This window comes from Pseudomonas karstica (assembly GCF_009707515.1).
GTDB lineage: Bacteria > Pseudomonadota > Gammaproteobacteria > Pseudomonadales > Pseudomonadaceae > Aquipseudomonas > Aquipseudomonas karstica.
Map to the genome: position 1 here is coordinate 1 of NZ_WLYI01000027.1, position 15,074 is coordinate 15,074.

The 15,074-nt window shown below is 59.2% G+C and carries 11 protein-coding genes; 7 read left to right on the plus strand and 4 right to left on the minus strand.

The annotated features are described in order from the left end of the window. Window positions 1-375 precede the first annotated feature (375 nt). The 3 genes from aguB (at window position 376) to GIR22_RS18825 (ending at window position 4,041) form a co-directional block, all read left to right on the plus strand. Window positions 376-1,254, plus strand: coding sequence for an N-carbamoylputrescine amidase (aguB, locus tag GIR22_RS18815; RefSeq protein ID WP_154744774.1), 879 nt, complete (start codon window positions 376-378; stop codon window positions 1,252-1,254). 2 nt (window positions 1,255-1,256) lie between these two features. After that, window positions 1,257-2,363 carry an agmatine deiminase gene (gene aguA, locus GIR22_RS18820; protein WP_154744775.1) on the plus strand — a complete coding sequence of 369 codons (1,107 nt, stop codon included), beginning with the start codon at window positions 1,257-1,259 and terminating at the stop codon, window positions 2,361-2,363. A gap of 391 nt (window positions 2,364-2,754) precedes the next feature. Further along, window positions 2,755-4,041 carry an OprD family porin gene (locus GIR22_RS18825; protein WP_154744776.1) on the plus strand — a complete coding sequence of 429 codons (1,287 nt, stop codon included), beginning with the start codon at window positions 2,755-2,757 and terminating at the stop codon, window positions 4,039-4,041. 118 nt (window positions 4,042-4,159) lie between these two features. On the opposite strand, the gene GIR22_RS18830 is transcribed toward GIR22_RS18825, so the two are convergent. From GIR22_RS18830 to GIR22_RS18840, 3 genes are read right to left on the minus strand one after another with little or no spacing between them, the layout of a single operon-like run. Then, entirely contained in the window at window positions 4,160-5,737 is a 1,578-nt protein-coding gene (locus tag GIR22_RS18830; protein WP_178122351.1) for a M48 family metalloprotease, read from the minus strand. A gap of 13 nt (window positions 5,738-5,750) precedes the next feature. Next, window positions 5,751-6,116 (minus strand): hypothetical protein, encoded by a 366-nt coding sequence (locus GIR22_RS18835; protein WP_154744778.1) that lies wholly within the window; start codon window positions 6,114-6,116, stop codon window positions 5,751-5,753. Window positions 6,117-6,153: 37 nt separating this feature from the next. Next, the gene (locus GIR22_RS18840; RefSeq protein ID WP_154744779.1) at window positions 6,154-7,497 is read right to left on the minus strand and encodes a CHASE2 domain-containing protein; all 1,344 of its coding nucleotides are present in this window, start codon (window positions 7,495-7,497) and stop codon (window positions 6,154-6,156) included. A 484-nt stretch (window positions 7,498-7,981) separates the two neighbouring features. Between GIR22_RS18840 and GIR22_RS18845 the strand changes: the two genes are divergently transcribed. From GIR22_RS18845 to dld, 4 genes are all read left to right on the plus strand, one after another. Next, window positions 7,982-9,013, plus strand: a complete 1,032-nt coding sequence (locus GIR22_RS18845) for a TRAP transporter substrate-binding protein (RefSeq protein WP_154744780.1) — start codon at window positions 7,982-7,984, stop codon at window positions 9,011-9,013. Then, window positions 9,010-10,893 (plus strand): TRAP transporter large permease, encoded by a 1,884-nt coding sequence (locus GIR22_RS18850; RefSeq protein ID WP_154744781.1) that lies wholly within the window; start codon window positions 9,010-9,012, stop codon window positions 10,891-10,893. The genes GIR22_RS18845 and GIR22_RS18850 overlap by 4 nt, the downstream gene beginning before the upstream one ends. A gap of 13 nt (window positions 10,894-10,906) precedes the next feature. Beyond that, window positions 10,907-11,701: an SDR family NAD(P)-dependent oxidoreductase gene (locus GIR22_RS18855; protein ID WP_154744782.1), complete on the plus strand. Its 795-nt coding sequence runs from the start codon at window positions 10,907-10,909 to the stop codon at window positions 11,699-11,701. A 151-nt stretch (window positions 11,702-11,852) separates the two neighbouring features. Further along, window positions 11,853-13,577, plus strand: a complete 1,725-nt coding sequence (dld, locus tag GIR22_RS18860) for a D-lactate dehydrogenase (RefSeq protein ID WP_154744783.1) — start codon at window positions 11,853-11,855, stop codon at window positions 13,575-13,577. Between the two features lie 136 nt (window positions 13,578-13,713). Here dld and GIR22_RS18865 read toward each other — a convergent pair whose 3' ends face one another. Further along, window positions 13,714-15,042 carry an OprD family porin gene (locus GIR22_RS18865; protein WP_154744784.1) on the minus strand — a complete coding sequence of 443 codons (1,329 nt, stop codon included), beginning with the start codon at window positions 15,040-15,042 and terminating at the stop codon, window positions 13,714-13,716. Window positions 15,043-15,074 lie beyond the last annotated feature (32 nt).

Genomic DNA, 15,074 nt, shown 5'->3' on the forward strand with positions numbered 1-15,074 from the left:
GGACGGACATTGAGCGAACGCTGCATAGCTTGCTGGCTTGCGGGGTACGGTACAAGAGGCGGCGGTCAGATGGCGGACGGGAGGAACGGGGCCCACTTGGCGATGACTCCGAGAAAAGTGTACTCCGTCGTATGGGGTGAACCGGGGCGATAAACCTGGCCCACAACGGTGCTCTCGGGTTTTCACAAGAAAACCGTCGTTATTTTTATTCGATTAATATCGATAATATTTGCTTTTTTTTAGATATTTTTATTTTTAACTCCTTTAAATATCGATTTTTATCCATTATAAGATCTCCCACACCCCTGCGTCTGTTCCCTTTTCTGTCATCGGTCACGGCTATCCTGACCGCCGAGCCCGCCCAGGAGATGATCCATGAGCCGTATCGTTACCGTCGCCGCTACCCAGATGGCTTGTTCCTGGGACCTCGAAGCCAATATCGAGACCGCTGAAAAGCTGGTCCGCGAGGCTGCCGCCAAAGGTGCGCAGATCATCCTGATCCAGGAACTGTTCGAGAGCCCGTACTTTTGCCAGAAGCCAAACCCGGATTATCTGCAACTGGCTTCGTCGGTTGCAGACAATGTCGCCATCAAGCACTTTCAGAAAGTCGCCAAGGAATTGCAGGTGGTCCTGCCTATCAGCTTTTTCGAGCTGGCTGGCCGCGCGCGCTTCAACAGCATCGCGATCATCGATGCCGATGGTTCCAACCTCGGGATTTATCGTAAAAGCCACATCCCGGACGGTCCCGGCTACCACGAAAAGTACTACTTCAACCCCGGCGACACCGGTTTCAAAGTGTGGAACACCCGCTACGCGAAAATCGGCGTGGGCATCTGCTGGGATCAGTGGTTCCCGGAATGCGCCCGTAGCATGGCGTTGCAAGGCGCAGAAATCCTGTTCTACCCGACCGCTATCGGCAACGAGCCTCACGACAAGAGCATCTCGTCCCGTGACCATTGGCAGCGCGTGCAACAAGGCCATGCCGGCGCCAACCTGATGCCACTGGTTGCCAGCAACCGTATCGGCAACGAAGAGCAAGACGGTTACGATATCGACTTTTACGGTTCGTCGTTCATCGCCAACCCGTTCGGCGAGAAAGTTGAAGAGCTCAATGAAACCGAAGAAGGCATTCTGGTGCACAGCTTCGACCTCGACGAACTGGAACACATTCGCAGCGCCTGGGGGACGTTCCGTGATCGGCGCCCTAACCTGTACGGTGCGCTGAAAACCCTCGACGGTTCCCTGGAGTCTTGATCATGACCACCTTGCACAGCACGCCTCGCCTCGATGGCTTCTACATGCCGGCCGAATGGGCCCCACAAACCCAGGCCTGGATGGTCTGGCCCGAACGCCCGGACAACTGGCGCCTGGGTGGCAAGCCGGCACAGGCCGCTCACGTGGCAGTGGCCAAGGCCATCGCGCGTTTCGAGCCGGTGACAGTGGCGGTCTCGGCCGCACAGTACGAAAATGCTCGTGCCCGCCTGGACGTGCCGAATATTCGCGTAGTGGAGATGTCCAGCGACGATGCGTGGGTGCGGGACACCGGGCCGACCTTCGTGATCAATAACCGCGGTGAAGTCCGCGGTGTGCACTGGGATTTCAATGCCTGGGGCGGTTTTGACGGTGGCCTGTATTCGCCGTGGAATCGCGACTCCCAGGTGGCTGGCAAGATCCTCGAGATCGAGCGCAGCCCGGGTTATCGTACTGAAGGTTTTGTGCTGGAAGGCGGTTCGATTCACGTCGACGGCGAAGGCACTCTGATCACCACCGAAGAGTGTCTGCTTAACCGCAACCGCAATCCGCACCTGGGGCGTGAGGAAATCGAAGCGGTACTCAGCGCCAACCTGGCTGTGGATAAGATCATCTGGCTGCCGGATGGCCTGTTCAACGACGAAACCGACGGTCATGTGGATAACTTCTGCTGCTACGTACGCCCCGGAGAAGTGTTGCTGGCCTGGACCGACGACCCGCAAGACCCCAACTACGCACGCTGCCATGCCGCGCTGGATGTGTTGCAAAACAACACCGATGCCAAGGGGCGCTCGCTTGTAGTACATAAAATGCCGATCCCGGGGCCGCTGTATGCCAGCGAAGACGAATGTGCCGGTGTCGATCCGGTGGACGGTACCCAGGAACGCAACCCGACCGTGCGGTTGGCGGGTTCGTACGTCAACTTCCTGATCGTCAATGGCGGCATCATCGCGCCAAGTTTCGACGACCCGCTGGACAGCCGCGCCAAGGAAATCCTTCAGGGGCTATTTCCACAACATGAGGTGGTGATGGTGCCTGGTCGCGAGTTGTTACTGGGCGGCGGTAATATTCATTGCCTGACCCAACAACAACCGGCACCGCACAAAAACTGAGTGCAGTTGTAACCGCTGCACGCTGGATGAGACGGCTGTAGCGAGGCATTGGTTTAGCGCATCCAACAAGCCCATGCCCGCAAGGGGCTTGGGCTTTTTTGTGTCAAAACACCGATGAAAGCAAACGTTTCGCGGAAAATAATGGCTATTTAATATTTTTTAGACTTTTTTAGCCTAAATACAGACGATTCATGAAATTGACACACTGTTGAAGGCACGGCTAGGATTCGCTCCAACGCCCGTGGCTGACCGCCATGATGTTCAATAAAAAAGGCCCGCGACATGTTCAATCGTCCGCGGGTTTTTCTTTATTTCGGGGCAGCCAGCACCAGAAAGATTGTAGGGGCCTGGTGTCGCAGGGCGTACTCAACCAGTAATAAGGAATAAGAAAATGTTGAATAAACGGATGAGTCTGATTGCTCTGGGGATTTTGAGCGCGACGACAGCCCATGCCAACGACCAAGCCGAATCCAAGGGTTTTGTTGAAGACAGCCACCTGAACATCGGTGTACGTAACGCCTACATCAGCCGCGACTACAAGAACCACCAGCAAGACAAAGCCGAATGGGGCCAAGGTTTCATCGGCAAGTTCGAGTCCGGCTTCACCCAAGGCACCGTCGGTGTGGGTGTGGACGTGATTGGCCAATACGCTATTCGCCTGGATGGCGGTAAAGGCCGCAGCGGCGCTGGCGGTATCGACTTCTTCAAGCAAGGCGATAGCGGTTCAGCAGCCAATGACCTGGCCAAGGGCGGTGCAGCCGTCAAGTTCCGCGTCTCCAACACCGTGCTCAAGTACGGTGAGCAGATGCCAGCCGTGCCGGTCCTGCAGTACGACAACACCCGCTTGTTGTCGGAAACCTACACCGGTACCTCGATCGTTTCCAAAGAGATCGCCGGCCTGCAACTGGACGCCGGTCACTTTACCAAGGAATCTCGCAAGAGCGCCGAGGGCACCGACAGCGGTGGCCTGAAAAGCATCAACTACATTGGCGGTAGCTACAAATTCACCGAAAGCCTGTCGGCCGCGCTGTACGCTTCCGATATGGAAGACGTGCTGAAGAAGCAATACGTCAACGTCAACTACGTACTGGCCCTGCCAGAGAAACAATCGCTGACCTTTGACTTCAACGGCTACAAAACCAAGCTGGATCGCAGTTTCGCCTTGCAAAACCAAGGTGATGCCGACGCCCGCGACAACAAGATCTGGAGCCTGGGTGCCACTTGGGCCTTCGGTCCACACAGCCTGACCCTGGCACACCAGCGCAGCACCGGTGACACCGGCTACCTGTACGGCGGCTACCGCAACGCTGGCGGTATTGGCGACGGTGGCAGCACCGTCCTGCTGGCCAACTCCTACTGGTCCGACTTCAACGGCAAGGACGAGCGCTCCTGGCAGGCAGGCTACGGCCTGGACTTCAGCGCCTTCGGCGTACCTGGCCTGACGTACAACATCGCTTACGTGCGCGGCACCAACATTGACGACGGCAGCGGCCGCGGCGATGGCACCGAGCGTGAAATCTTCAACCAGTTCAAGTACGTGGTACAGAGCGGCGCGGCCAAAGACTTGAGCCTGCGTGCCCGTGCGTCCTGGTTGCGCGTTTCCAACAACGCCAGCAACTACAACGTTGGCGGTAACGAAATCCGTCTGTTCGCGGACTACCCGATCAACGTTTTCTAATTGATCGAGCGTTACGCACTGGCCTGATATCAGGTTGAAAAAAAACGCCCCGTGGCCTTGGCCCCGGGGCGTTTTTTTTGCCATAGAAAAGCCGCGTCAAAGCGCGGGGTACTAAGCCTCAGGCCTTCAGCGGGGCCAGCTTCTTGCAGTTTTCCTTGCGGGTCGGATATTGCTCGCACTTGCGCAGTACGGTTTGCACCTGTTGCGTATTCTTCAACTGCTGGTTGGCCAGCAACTTCTCGGTGATGAACAACTCTTCCGACCCCAGGTGGCGCTCGGCTTTATCGATCATCGCCAGTGCCGCGTTGCCATCGCCGCGCTTGAGGTGATAGCTGATCATCAAGTCGTAGGTCGCAGGCCCAGCCAGGGACCAGTCCTTGATTGCCTGCAGCTCTTTCAATGCCTCGCGGCCTTTACCCTGGGCCAGGCGCACGGCATAGGCGACGCTGCGAATACCCGGCTGACTGTTGACCGGGGAACTCAACGCGCGGCGGATAAACGTGTCGGCCTCGGGCAGTTTTTTCTGCGCCAGGGCATCGGTGGCGAAGTAGGCGTCCCTGTAGCCCTGGATGGCCTTGGCCACTTGCTGTGCGTTGCGTACTTTCGGCCAGCCCTGAGTGTCGACCCGGGCGCGACGTTCCTGGCGGTATTCCCGTTGCAGGTACTCACGCAGTTCCTTGTCACGGTCCAGGGTCGACATGTGGGAACGAGTGAAATATTGGGTGGTGGCGGTGATGCCGGTGGTCAAACCGTCCTTGAGCAACACGTCCAGCTCTTTGGTAAACCGGTTGAGGTTGAATTGTTGCAACGAGTCCTGCATGGCGTTTTTACGGGCGGTGAGAAAGCCTGTGAGCAAGGGCTTTTGCTTGCCCTGAAAGTCGCTGAGCCGCTCCAGGCTATGTGTGGCTCCACGGGGCGCATAACCGGCGCGGATCATCAGGTCGGTGCCCAGCAAGTCGGCCTGGTCTTCCTGGGTTCGGCCCCAGGCGGTGCTCCAGACATGATCGGAAAACGTATTGGCCAGCGAGGTATACAGCACGGTGTTGCCGATGGTTTTCTGGGTGCCGGCCGGGTCTTTGCTGAACAGTTTCATGGTGCCGGAGCTGCGATCCACACCGGTGTTGGCGGCCATCGCTGCCAGCGCCACCGTGGAGGCCAGCGTGGTGAACATTTGCTTCTGCTGCTGGAAGGCTGCCATGCGGTCATGGTGATGCAGCAGCACATGGCTCATCTCATGGCCGAGCATCGCGGCGATTTCGTCTTCGCTGCCAACGTTATCGAGCATGCCCAGCGGTACGAATATGTTGCCGTACGGGTCTGCCGAGGGCCCGAAGCTGCGACTGTCGGTGAGCTTCACCTGTAAGGTTGGCAACGTCCCCGGCCAGCCCTTGGACAGGCGCGTGACAATGCCCTGCAAGTACACCTGCAACATCGGGATATCCACCAGGTTTTGCTGGCGCGCTTCGGCGGCCGGTACCGCCCGGCCGTCATAGCTCAAGCGTTGTTGGCTTTGGCGTTGCGGATCGAGCTTGTAGTACTGGCGCACGTCGGTATTGTCGACGTAATGGCCCTTGACCCGCGACTGTGTCGACGGCCCCACCAGATTCAGAAACGCCTGGTCAGCACCCTTCAAGGTGGCGCACCCGCTGAGCAGTGCACTGGCCAGGAGGCTGGCCGCCAAAAGATATCCCTTCACCGCAACGCTCCTTTTATTGATTGCAGCCCGCACCAAAACCGATGGTGGACTTGTTGTGGCTGTCCTTGGCCTGGCTCTTGGGCAGCTTGTCGCACGGCAGCTCGACCACATTCAGCGGCGGTTCGATGCGCAAGTCCATGGTGTCCAGCCAGACCTTCTGCCCGGCTAGCTCCACCTGCACCAGATCCAGTGCCTGGTTGTACTGCAGCACCGGTACCGGCTGTGTCGGTGCGTCTTTGCGCGGCAGGTCGCGTTGCTGCTTGCCTTGTTCATCCAGCACCGCCACCGGGTCGGCGAGGAACGCCTTGATGCTGTGCGTTTCCGCCCAGGCGGGCTGGCTGAAGAGCGCGGCGAGCAACACGAAAAGGGTTCTGTTCATCCTTGAGTTCCTTGAGTGAGACGAGAGAGCGGCACTGTCAGCGGCCCCGGTCGAAGAAGGCTTCGAACCGATCGCTGAGCAGCACCAACGATAGCAACGTAATGCCCAGCACGTTGACGGCTGTGTAGTGGTTGTTTCGTAGCACAATGCACACCGCCGCCAGCACCATCAGGACCAGCCCCCAGGCAGGATACGGTGACGAAAAAAGGCGCCTCTCCCAGGATGGCCAACGGGTCCATGCAGGCTGCTTGGCCAACTGCCTGGCATGCAGCGCCTTGAACAGGGCGATCAACGCCAGCAGCCCAAGCTCCAGCACATCCAGCCAACTGATATTGAAGAGCGGCAGGCTGCCCGGCTCGCGGTCGTAGTCCATGCCTTTGGTCATCAGGTTATCCAGGGCCATGGCATGCAGATAAACCCCGGGGATCAGCCCATGGACTGGGGACTGCACTAAGTCGCCGGTGGAGGTAATCTTCGCCCCGACCATCACCAGGCGATCACCCAACAACTGCGCAATCAACGCCTGATCCTCGGGAGCGCTGACCTCAAGATCACTGGCCGACAGGGTCAGGCTATACGCACAGCGCGCCTGGGCCGAGTCGTCGAACCTCCAGAACACCGCCTGGGCCAACTGCCTCAGCCAGTCCGGCAGAAAATGAGACGGTGATGCGCAATCGCTAAGGTCCTTGATGCGCGCCTGTTGCGGCGCCAACTTGAGCCCCCACTGCACCACCAGCGGTGCTGAGGCCACGGTGGCCTGCGCATTCTCGGGCAACCGCTGGCAGGTTTGCGTCTTGCAGTACTCGCGATAGAGCGCCATGGCTGGCGTCTCCAGCACGCCCTGAGACGTCTTGAGCGCCAACGGATAGCGATCATCCACCCCGTCCCACAGCACCAGCGCCGGTTGGCTGATCCCGGTAAAAGGCGCCAAGGTATTGGCCTGCCCATCCTCACCCCGCGTCACACCGGTATTGGCCACAAACAGCGCAATACCCTGACGCTGATACCGCTCGAACACATTCGCCAACAACTGACTGCCTCGTGCCGGATCGCCTAAGGAGTGATCGTGGCTGTACAACAAATCCACAAACACCGCCTTGGGCTTGTACGCCAGCAAACGCTTGAACAACTTGCTTTGCTCGTCGTAAGGCATCGGCCACGAGGTGTTATTGCGCATCAGGTAGGCATCGTCGACCAGCACCACCGCCACTTGCTGCTGGCCGGTGTTGGGATAGCCGCCGGAAAGCATGCGGTTAAACCACTGTGCGGACGCCTTGTCGCTGGAACTGGCCAGGCCGAAAGGATCAAGGATCGCCAACAAGACGATCAGCGCCGCGAGGTAATAGCGGCGGCGGGTGAAAAGAGGGGGTTTATTCAACATCCATGTCTCAATCAAGGAAAACGGGGCTCTGTGGGCGCAGGAAAGCTGGCGCCTAAGCCGACAGGCATACATGCGAGTGCGTGGGTTTTAAAGGACCGGGGAGGGGGTGTCAATCATAAATGTGGCTAAGGGCCACATTGCTTTCGTTGATGTGCGAGATGGTTGTACAGGTCAGGGCCCGGCTTGACCCAGCGGCGCAAAGCTGTAGGAACGTACAAGTGTCGCTTGTGAGAGAGAGGGCGACAGTCTGATGGGAGACACCTGTTACATCAGCAAGTCTAAATCCAAAAAACAAGAAGCTGATACATTTAGAAAAAATACTATTTTTGTATTAAATACAGAAGGTTAGTTAAAAAATTATCAACCTCTTCAGCATGGCCAATGCTTTTTTCAGCGAATGGCACCTGAATTGCTTTATCACTTGCATCCAGTCGCTGGCCCCAAGGCCATTGATCAATAAAAACAATAAATTCAGGAGAACCCAATGAGCGACTTTACTCGCCGCAACTTTCTCAAAACGGCCTCACTCGCCTCTGCTGCTGTCGCGGCCGCCGGGCTCGGTCTATACAGCGGCAAGAGTCAGGCCGCCGAGTTCAAGTTGAAGTTTGCCAACAACATGCCCATCACCCATTCGATGAACGTGCGTGCCCGGGAGATGGCCAAGGCTATTCGTGAAGAAACCGACGGTGCGGTACAGATTCAGATTTTCCCTAGCAGCCAACTCGGCAGCGATACCGATACCCTGGCGCAGGTTCGCTCTGGTGCCGTCGACATGTTCGCCCTGTCGCCAGTGATCCTCGGAACGCTGGTGCCGTCGGTGCAGATCAGCGCGGTCGGGTTTGCCTTCAAAGATTATGAGCAGGTGTGGAGCGCCATGGACGGTGACTTGGGCGCTCATGTGCGCGCCGAGATTGCCAAGACCGAAACACTGTTTGCGTTCGACAAAATCTGGGACAACGGTTTTCGTGTGACCACTACCAGCACCCGTCCGATCGTCACGCCCGATGACCTGAAGAGCATGAAGCTGCGAGTGCCTCCGAGCCCGATCATTATGTCCATCTTCCGCGCCTTTGAAGCCGCGCCGACCAGCATCAACTTTTCTGAAGTGTATTCGGCACTCCAGACCCGTATCGTCGAAGGCCAGGAGAACCCACTCACCCTGGTCTCTTCGGCGAAACTCTACGAAGTACAGAAATACTGCTCCCTGACCAACCACGTCTGGGATGGCTTCTGGATGTTGGGTAACAGCGCGTCATTCAATCGCCTGCCCCAAGACATGCAGGCGGTGGTCAGCAAACACATCAACGCTGCAGTGGTTGCTCAGCGTGATGACCTGGCCACGTTGCAGGGCACCATCCGCGACACGCTCAAGGAGAAAGGCCTTGAACTGGTGGAATCGCCCCCAGAACCCTTCCGTCAGCGGCTGCAAAGCGCCAATTACTATGGCGATTGGCACGAGAAGTTTGGTGACGCGGCTTGGGCAATCCTCGAGAAATACGCCGGGAAACTCGCATGATGGGCGCGCCAGCGGCACTGGCCTCCACGTCTTCCATGCGCCTGCCGGCCCGGGCGCTTGTTTGTCTGAATACATGGGTGATGCGTGTAGTCGGAGCGATCACTGTTGCCTTGATGGTGATCGAAACCTGCGTGTTGCTGGCGGGGGTTATTTCTCGTTATGTGATGCACAACCCGCTGATCTGGACCGATGAACTGGCGTCTTCCCTGTTCATCTGGATGGCCATGTTCGGTGCGGTGCTGGCACTCGATCGCGGGGAACACATGCGCATGTCCGCGCTGGTCAACAAGCTGCCGGAGGCCTGGCGCGGGTTCTGCGAAACCCTGTCGGCGCTGGTGGTGTGCCTGTTCGTGGTGATGATCATCGCGCCAGCCATGCAGCATTCCCATGAGCAGATGTGGATCACCACCCCAGCGTTGGGTATCCCCGACGGCTTGCGTGCGGCGGCCTTGCCGGTCGGTGCGGTGTTGATGCTGCTGGCGGCTGTGTCGCGCATGGCGCGGTTTTCCACGGTGCGCCAGTTCATGGCTGGAATCGTCGTGGTGGCGGTCGTGGCCGCTGTATTGTGGTTAAGCCAGCCCCTGCTGGCGGGCCTGGGTAACTACAACCTGATCGTGTTCTTTCTGGTGCTGCTGGGTGCCTGTGTGTTTGGTGGCATTCCTATCGCGTTCGCCTTTGGCACTGCAACCATTGCCTACCTGGCGCTGGCCACCCATGCGCCGTTGTCGATTGTGGTCAGCCGCATGGATGAGGGCATGTCGCACATGGTGCTGCTGGCGGTACCGCTGTTCGTGATGCTCGGCGTGGTGCTGCAGTTGTCTGGCATGGCGCGCACCCTGATCGACTTCATGGCCTCCTTGCTCGGCCATGTGCGCGGAGGCCTGCAGTACGTCTTGCTGGGCGCGATGTTTCTGGTGTCGGGGATCTCCGGTTCCAAGGTCGCCGATATGGCGGCAGTGGCTCCGGCGCTGTTCCCGGAAATGAAAAAACGCGGCTCCGAACCCGAAGAGCTGGCGGCCTTGCTGGCGGCAACCGGCGCGATGACCGAGACCATTCCGCCGAGCCTGGTGCTGATTACCATCGGCGCGGTCTGCAGTGTGTCCATTACGGCGTTGTTCATTGGCGGTTTGATGCCGGCAGTGGTCGCCACCGTGGTCATCGCGCTGGTGTGCTGGTGGCGTTCGCGCAAAGAAGCCATGCCGGATGTCAAGCGTGCGCCGCTGTCGGTGATCGCGCGCACGTTCATGATCGCCTTGCCGGCCCTGGCGCTGCCCTTGCTGATTCGGGTGGCGGTGCTTGAAGGCGCCGCCACGGCCACCGAGGTCTCTACGATCGGTGTGGCTTACGTGGTGATGGTCGGGCTGGTGATGCACCTGTTCATGCGCCACATCGAGTTCAAACGGGTGTACCCAATGATGCTCGAGGCGGCGGCGTTGTCCGGTGCCATCCTGTTGATCATTGGCATGGCCTCGGCCATGGCATGGGCATTGACGCAGTCGGGTTTCTCGGCGTCGTTGGTGGACTTGATCAGTGAAATTCCCGGTGGCGCCATTGGCTTCATGGTCGTGACCATCGTCACCTTCGTGGTTCTGGGTAGCGTGCTGGAAGGTATCCCGGCGATCGTGCTGTTCGGCCCGTTGATGTTCCCGCTGGCCGAGATGCTCGGCATTCACCCGGTGCACTACGCCATGGTGGTGATCCTGGCGATGGGCATCGGCCTGTTTGCACCGCCACTGGGTGTCGGCTTCTATGCTGCCTGCGCGATCAGCAAGGTCTCGTCCGACCACGTTATTCGCCGCGTCTGGGGCTACCTCGGCGCACTGATCGTGGCGCTGGTTATCGTCGCCTGTTTCCCATGGATCTCCATCGGTTTCCTTTAAGAGAGCATTTGTCATGAGCCAATTAGCGAACAAGCCAGCTCCGGTCGCCTCGGGCCTGGGGCGTGTGGCCCTGGTCACCGGAGCCGCCATGGGCATCGGCGCAGCGATCGCCGAACGCCTGGGGCACGATGGGCATACCGTGGTGGTGGCCGACATCAACCTGGCGGCCGCCGAAGAAATGGTCGCCGGGCTCAATGCCCAAGGCATTGAAGCACTGGCGCTGGAAATCGACGTTGGCGACGCAGGCTCCATCGCGGCAGCATTTGCCTATCTGCAAGAGCGCTTTGGCCGCTGTGATGTGCTGGTCAACAATGCCGGCATTGCCAAGACCCAGGCATTTCTGGACTGCGACCTCGGCGACTGGCAGCGCGTGCTGAACATCAACCTGACGGGCTCGCTGCTCTGCGGCCAACACGCGGCGCGCCTGATGAGCGCCAATGGTTGGGGGCGGATCATTAACGTTGCCTCCATCAGCGGTATGCGTGCGAGCATGGGCCGTACGGCTTATGGCACATCCAAGGCGGCGATCATCGGGTTGACTCGGCAGATGGCGGTCGAGCTTGCCGAATACGGCATTACCGTAAACGGCATAGCGCCCGGCCCGGTGGACACACCCTTGACCCAAATGCTGCACTCGGCCGCGACCCGGGATTCCTACGCCAGGGCCGTGCCGATGCGGCGTTATGGAACACCCGCGGAAATGGCAGGTGCAGTGGCCTTTCTGGCTTCCGACGATTCGTCATATATCAGCGGCCATGTGATTCCGGTGGATGGTGGATTCATGGCGTCGGGCATCCTGGAAATCTGAGCGAGCGCAACGTCATCGCTCAAACGAACCTCTCGTGTGAGTGTCCTGCGCAAAGCCATCCAACCTGTCATGTATGTCACCCGGGGCGAGACCTTCGCCGCCGGGTGACCACGGCCCTTCCCCGATCGCGCCTCTACCTGCGGAAATACCGATGAACGCCATTGCCGCCCCTCTGCATCAACCTCTTGTACCCGAACTCATCGCCAACCTTAAAACCATCGTCGGTGAGCACCATGTGCTGACCGAAGCCTGCGACACCGTGCGCTTTCGCCAGGGCTTTCGATTTGGCAAGGGCAGTGCCGTCGCGGTGGTGCGCCCTGGCTCGCTGCTCGAGCAATGGCAGGTGATCAAAGCGTGTGTGGCCGCCGACATGATCGTCATCATGCAGGCGGCCAATACCGGCCTGACCGGTGGCTCAACGCCGGACGGCGGCTACGATCGCGAGGTGGTGATCGTCAGCACCTTGCGCATGCGTACCGTGCAACTGATCGAGCAGGGACGGCAGGTGATCTGCTTTCCCGGCTCGACCCTGGATCAGCTGGAAAAAGTGCTCAAGCCCCTGGGCCGCGAACCGCATTCGGTCATTGGCTCTTCATGCATTGGTGCCTCGGTGTTTGGTGGTGTCTGCAATAACTCCGGTGGTTCGTTGATCCGACGCGGGCCGGCCTACACCGAAATGTCGCTGTATGCACAGCTCGACGCCCAGGGCGAACTGCACTTGGTGAACCATTTGGGGGTTCACCTGGGCGACACGCCGGAGCAGATCCTCGGCAACCTGGACGCTGGCTGTTACCGCGAAAGCGACGTCCAGGCCGACGCCGGACGCGGCTCCGATCACGATTACGCAGCACATGTACGTGATGTCGATGCGGCCACGCCAGCCCGGTTCAATGCCGACACGCAGCGCCTGCACGAAGCCAGTGGCAGCGCCGGCAAGCTGGCGGTATTCGCGGTGCGCCTGGACACGTTCGTTGCCGAGCGCGACACCGCAGTGTTCTACATAGGCAGCAATGACACCGCCGACCTGACTTGCATCCGCCGCCACATGCTCGAACACTTCGCCGAGCTACCGATTGCCGGCGAGTACATGCACCGTGGCGCCTATGACGTGGCGGCGCAGTACGGCAAAGATACCTTCCTGATGATCCATCACCTGGGCACCCAGCGCTTACCGAAAATGTTCGCCCTGAAAAGCCGGGTGGACAACGTTCTCGGCCGGTTTACCTGGCTGCGTTCGCACCTCTCAGACCGTGTGTTGCAACTGGTCGCACGCTGCTTTCCTGAGCACTTGCCCAAGCGGATGGCCGACTACCGCCAGCGTTATGAGCATTACTTGATGCTCAAGGTGTCGGCCACGTCGGTGGCGTCGACCGAGGCGTATCTGGGCGAATTGTTTGAAGGGCGCGAGGGGGATTTTTTCCGTTGTACGGCCGAGGAGGGCAGCAAGGCGTTCCTGCATCGGTTCGCGGCGGCCGGGGCTGCGGTGCGGTATCGGGCGATCCATGATGATACGGTCGAGGATATTGTCGCACTGGATATCGCCCTGGCGCGCAATGATCGGGAGTGGTTCGAAAAACTGCCGGATGCCCTCGAGCAGCAACTGATCCTGAAGCTGTATTACGGGCACTTTTTCTGTCACGTCTTTCACCAGGACTACATCGTGCGCAAGGGCCGCGATTGCTTGGCGGTGGAGCATGAAATGTGGGCGCTGCTGGATGATCGAGGGGCCGAGTATCCGGCCGAGCATAACGTTGGTCACCTGTACCCGGCGAAGGCCGAATTGAAGGCGTTCTATCAGCAGTTGGACCCATGCAACAGCTTCAATCCCGGCGTAGGAAAGACCTCCAAATGTCGGCATTGGCAGGGTGAGGCCTGAACCGCCCAGACCAAAAAACGGCGTGACTATCCAGAGCACGCCGCTTGTGGTTTAACGTTGATCAACCATGGGAGCAAGGGACTCTAGACAACTGAGCCCCTTGATCAGAACCCCTCTTGATCAGACCCCCTCTCGATCAGAACAGTGCCAGGGTATAACTGAGCGCTACGCGGTTCTGGTCCTGGGCATATTCGCTGGGCAAGCCGCTGCGCAATGTGCCGTTACGCCAGCTGAACCCGACGCCCTTGAAGGTGCCGCTTTGCACCACGTAATCCAGCGCGATGTCGCGTTCCCATTCTTTCTCGTCTCCACCGGTAGCCATGCGGATGTTGGTGCCCTTGAGGTAGGTGACAGATGCCACCAGCCCTGGCACACCTAGTGCGGCGAAGTTGTAGCCGTATTGACCGAATACCGTGCGCTCGCCTGCCCGGGTGAAGCTGGTGACCAGGCGGTCGGTGAACAGGTAAATGCTGCTGCCTGCCGCACCTTCGTTGGTGTTGCCCTGGTTGAGCTGCACGAAGTTGCCGCTATCGGACACGCTCTGGTAGCCGAGCAGGAAAGAGTTGCCTCCAAGCGCATAGGTAAACATCGCGCTCCAGGTGTCGTTGTCGATCTTGCCGAGGGTATCGCCCAGGCCACTCACCTGATAGCCCGCGGCACGGCCTGAGGCAGAGTCGTTACGGCCATCGGCGTCGGTTTTGAAATAACGCAGGTCGGTGGTCAGCGACTGGCCGTCACCCAATGGCAGCACATGCACCAGGCCGCCGAAGTGCTGCACGTAATAGTCTTCCAACTGGGCCACGTAGTACTGCAGCGTGAGTTGTTTGCTCAGTTTGTAGTCGGCACCGGCAAACAGGAATTCATTGCTTTGCTGGGTGCCGCCGGCGACTGCGAGCCCGGAGCGGTTGGTCGAGCCCCGGCCAGTAGCGTGTTCCAGGCGCCCGCCGACCAGGGTCAGGTTCTCCACGTCCTTGGAGGTGATCATGCCGCCTTCGAAGGTCTGCGGCAGGACGCGACCATCGTTGGCCACCAGGATCGGTAGCTTGGGTTGGAGCGTCCCGTAGCGGGCCTCGGTCTGGGAAAAACGCATCTTGCCGGTCAGCCCCAGGCGGCCCCATTGGTCCACGGCGCTGCCATCGCTGTCATCAGGAATCATCGAGCTGGCGCGGTGGTTGCCTTTGCCGCCGTCCAGGCGCACCCCCAGCAGGCCGAGTGCGTCCACACCAACGCCGACGGTGCCATCGGTAAAGCCGGATTTGTAATCGAGGAAGAATCCCTGCGCCCATTCGGCTGTCTTGCTTTGCCCGGCGGGACCGGCACGGTCGCGGTAGTCGTTGTTGAAGTAGTAGTTGCGAAAACCCAGGGTGGCCTTGCTGTCCTTGACGAAGTCAGCGTGCGCCATCGGTGACAGGGCGACCCCTGTGGTGGCGAGCAACGACAGTTGAACGAAAGGAATTTTTTTCATTGTTGTTTTCCTGATGGGCGAGGCAATACGAT

Bases quoted from the DNA above. Each gene is read 5' to 3' on its own strand.
- aguB (WP_154744774.1), top strand. From the start codon at position 376: ATGAGCCGTATCGTTACCGTCGCCGCTACCCAGATGGCTTGTTCCTGG.
- aguA (WP_154744775.1), top strand. From the start codon at position 1,257: ATGACCACCTTGCACAGCACGCCTCGCCTCGATGGCTTCTACATGCCG.
- GIR22_RS18825 (WP_154744776.1), top strand. From the start codon at position 2,755: ATGTTGAATAAACGGATGAGTCTGATTGCTCTGGGGATTTTGAGCGCG.
- GIR22_RS18835 (WP_154744778.1), bottom strand. From the start codon at position 6,116: ATGAACAGAACCCTTTTCGTGTTGCTCGCCGCGCTCTTCAGCCAGCCC.
- GIR22_RS18840 (WP_154744779.1), bottom strand. From the start codon at position 7,497: ATGTTGAATAAACCCCCTCTTTTCACCCGCCGCCGCTATTACCTCGCG.
- GIR22_RS18845 (WP_154744780.1), top strand. From the start codon at position 7,982: ATGAGCGACTTTACTCGCCGCAACTTTCTCAAAACGGCCTCACTCGCC.
- GIR22_RS18850 (WP_154744781.1), top strand. From the start codon at position 9,010: ATGATGGGCGCGCCAGCGGCACTGGCCTCCACGTCTTCCATGCGCCTG.
- GIR22_RS18855 (WP_154744782.1), top strand. From the start codon at position 10,907: ATGAGCCAATTAGCGAACAAGCCAGCTCCGGTCGCCTCGGGCCTGGGG.
- dld (WP_154744783.1), top strand. From the start codon at position 11,853: ATGAACGCCATTGCCGCCCCTCTGCATCAACCTCTTGTACCCGAACTC.
- GIR22_RS18865 (WP_154744784.1), bottom strand. From the start codon at position 15,042: ATGAAAAAAATTCCTTTCGTTCAACTGTCGTTGCTCGCCACCACAGGG.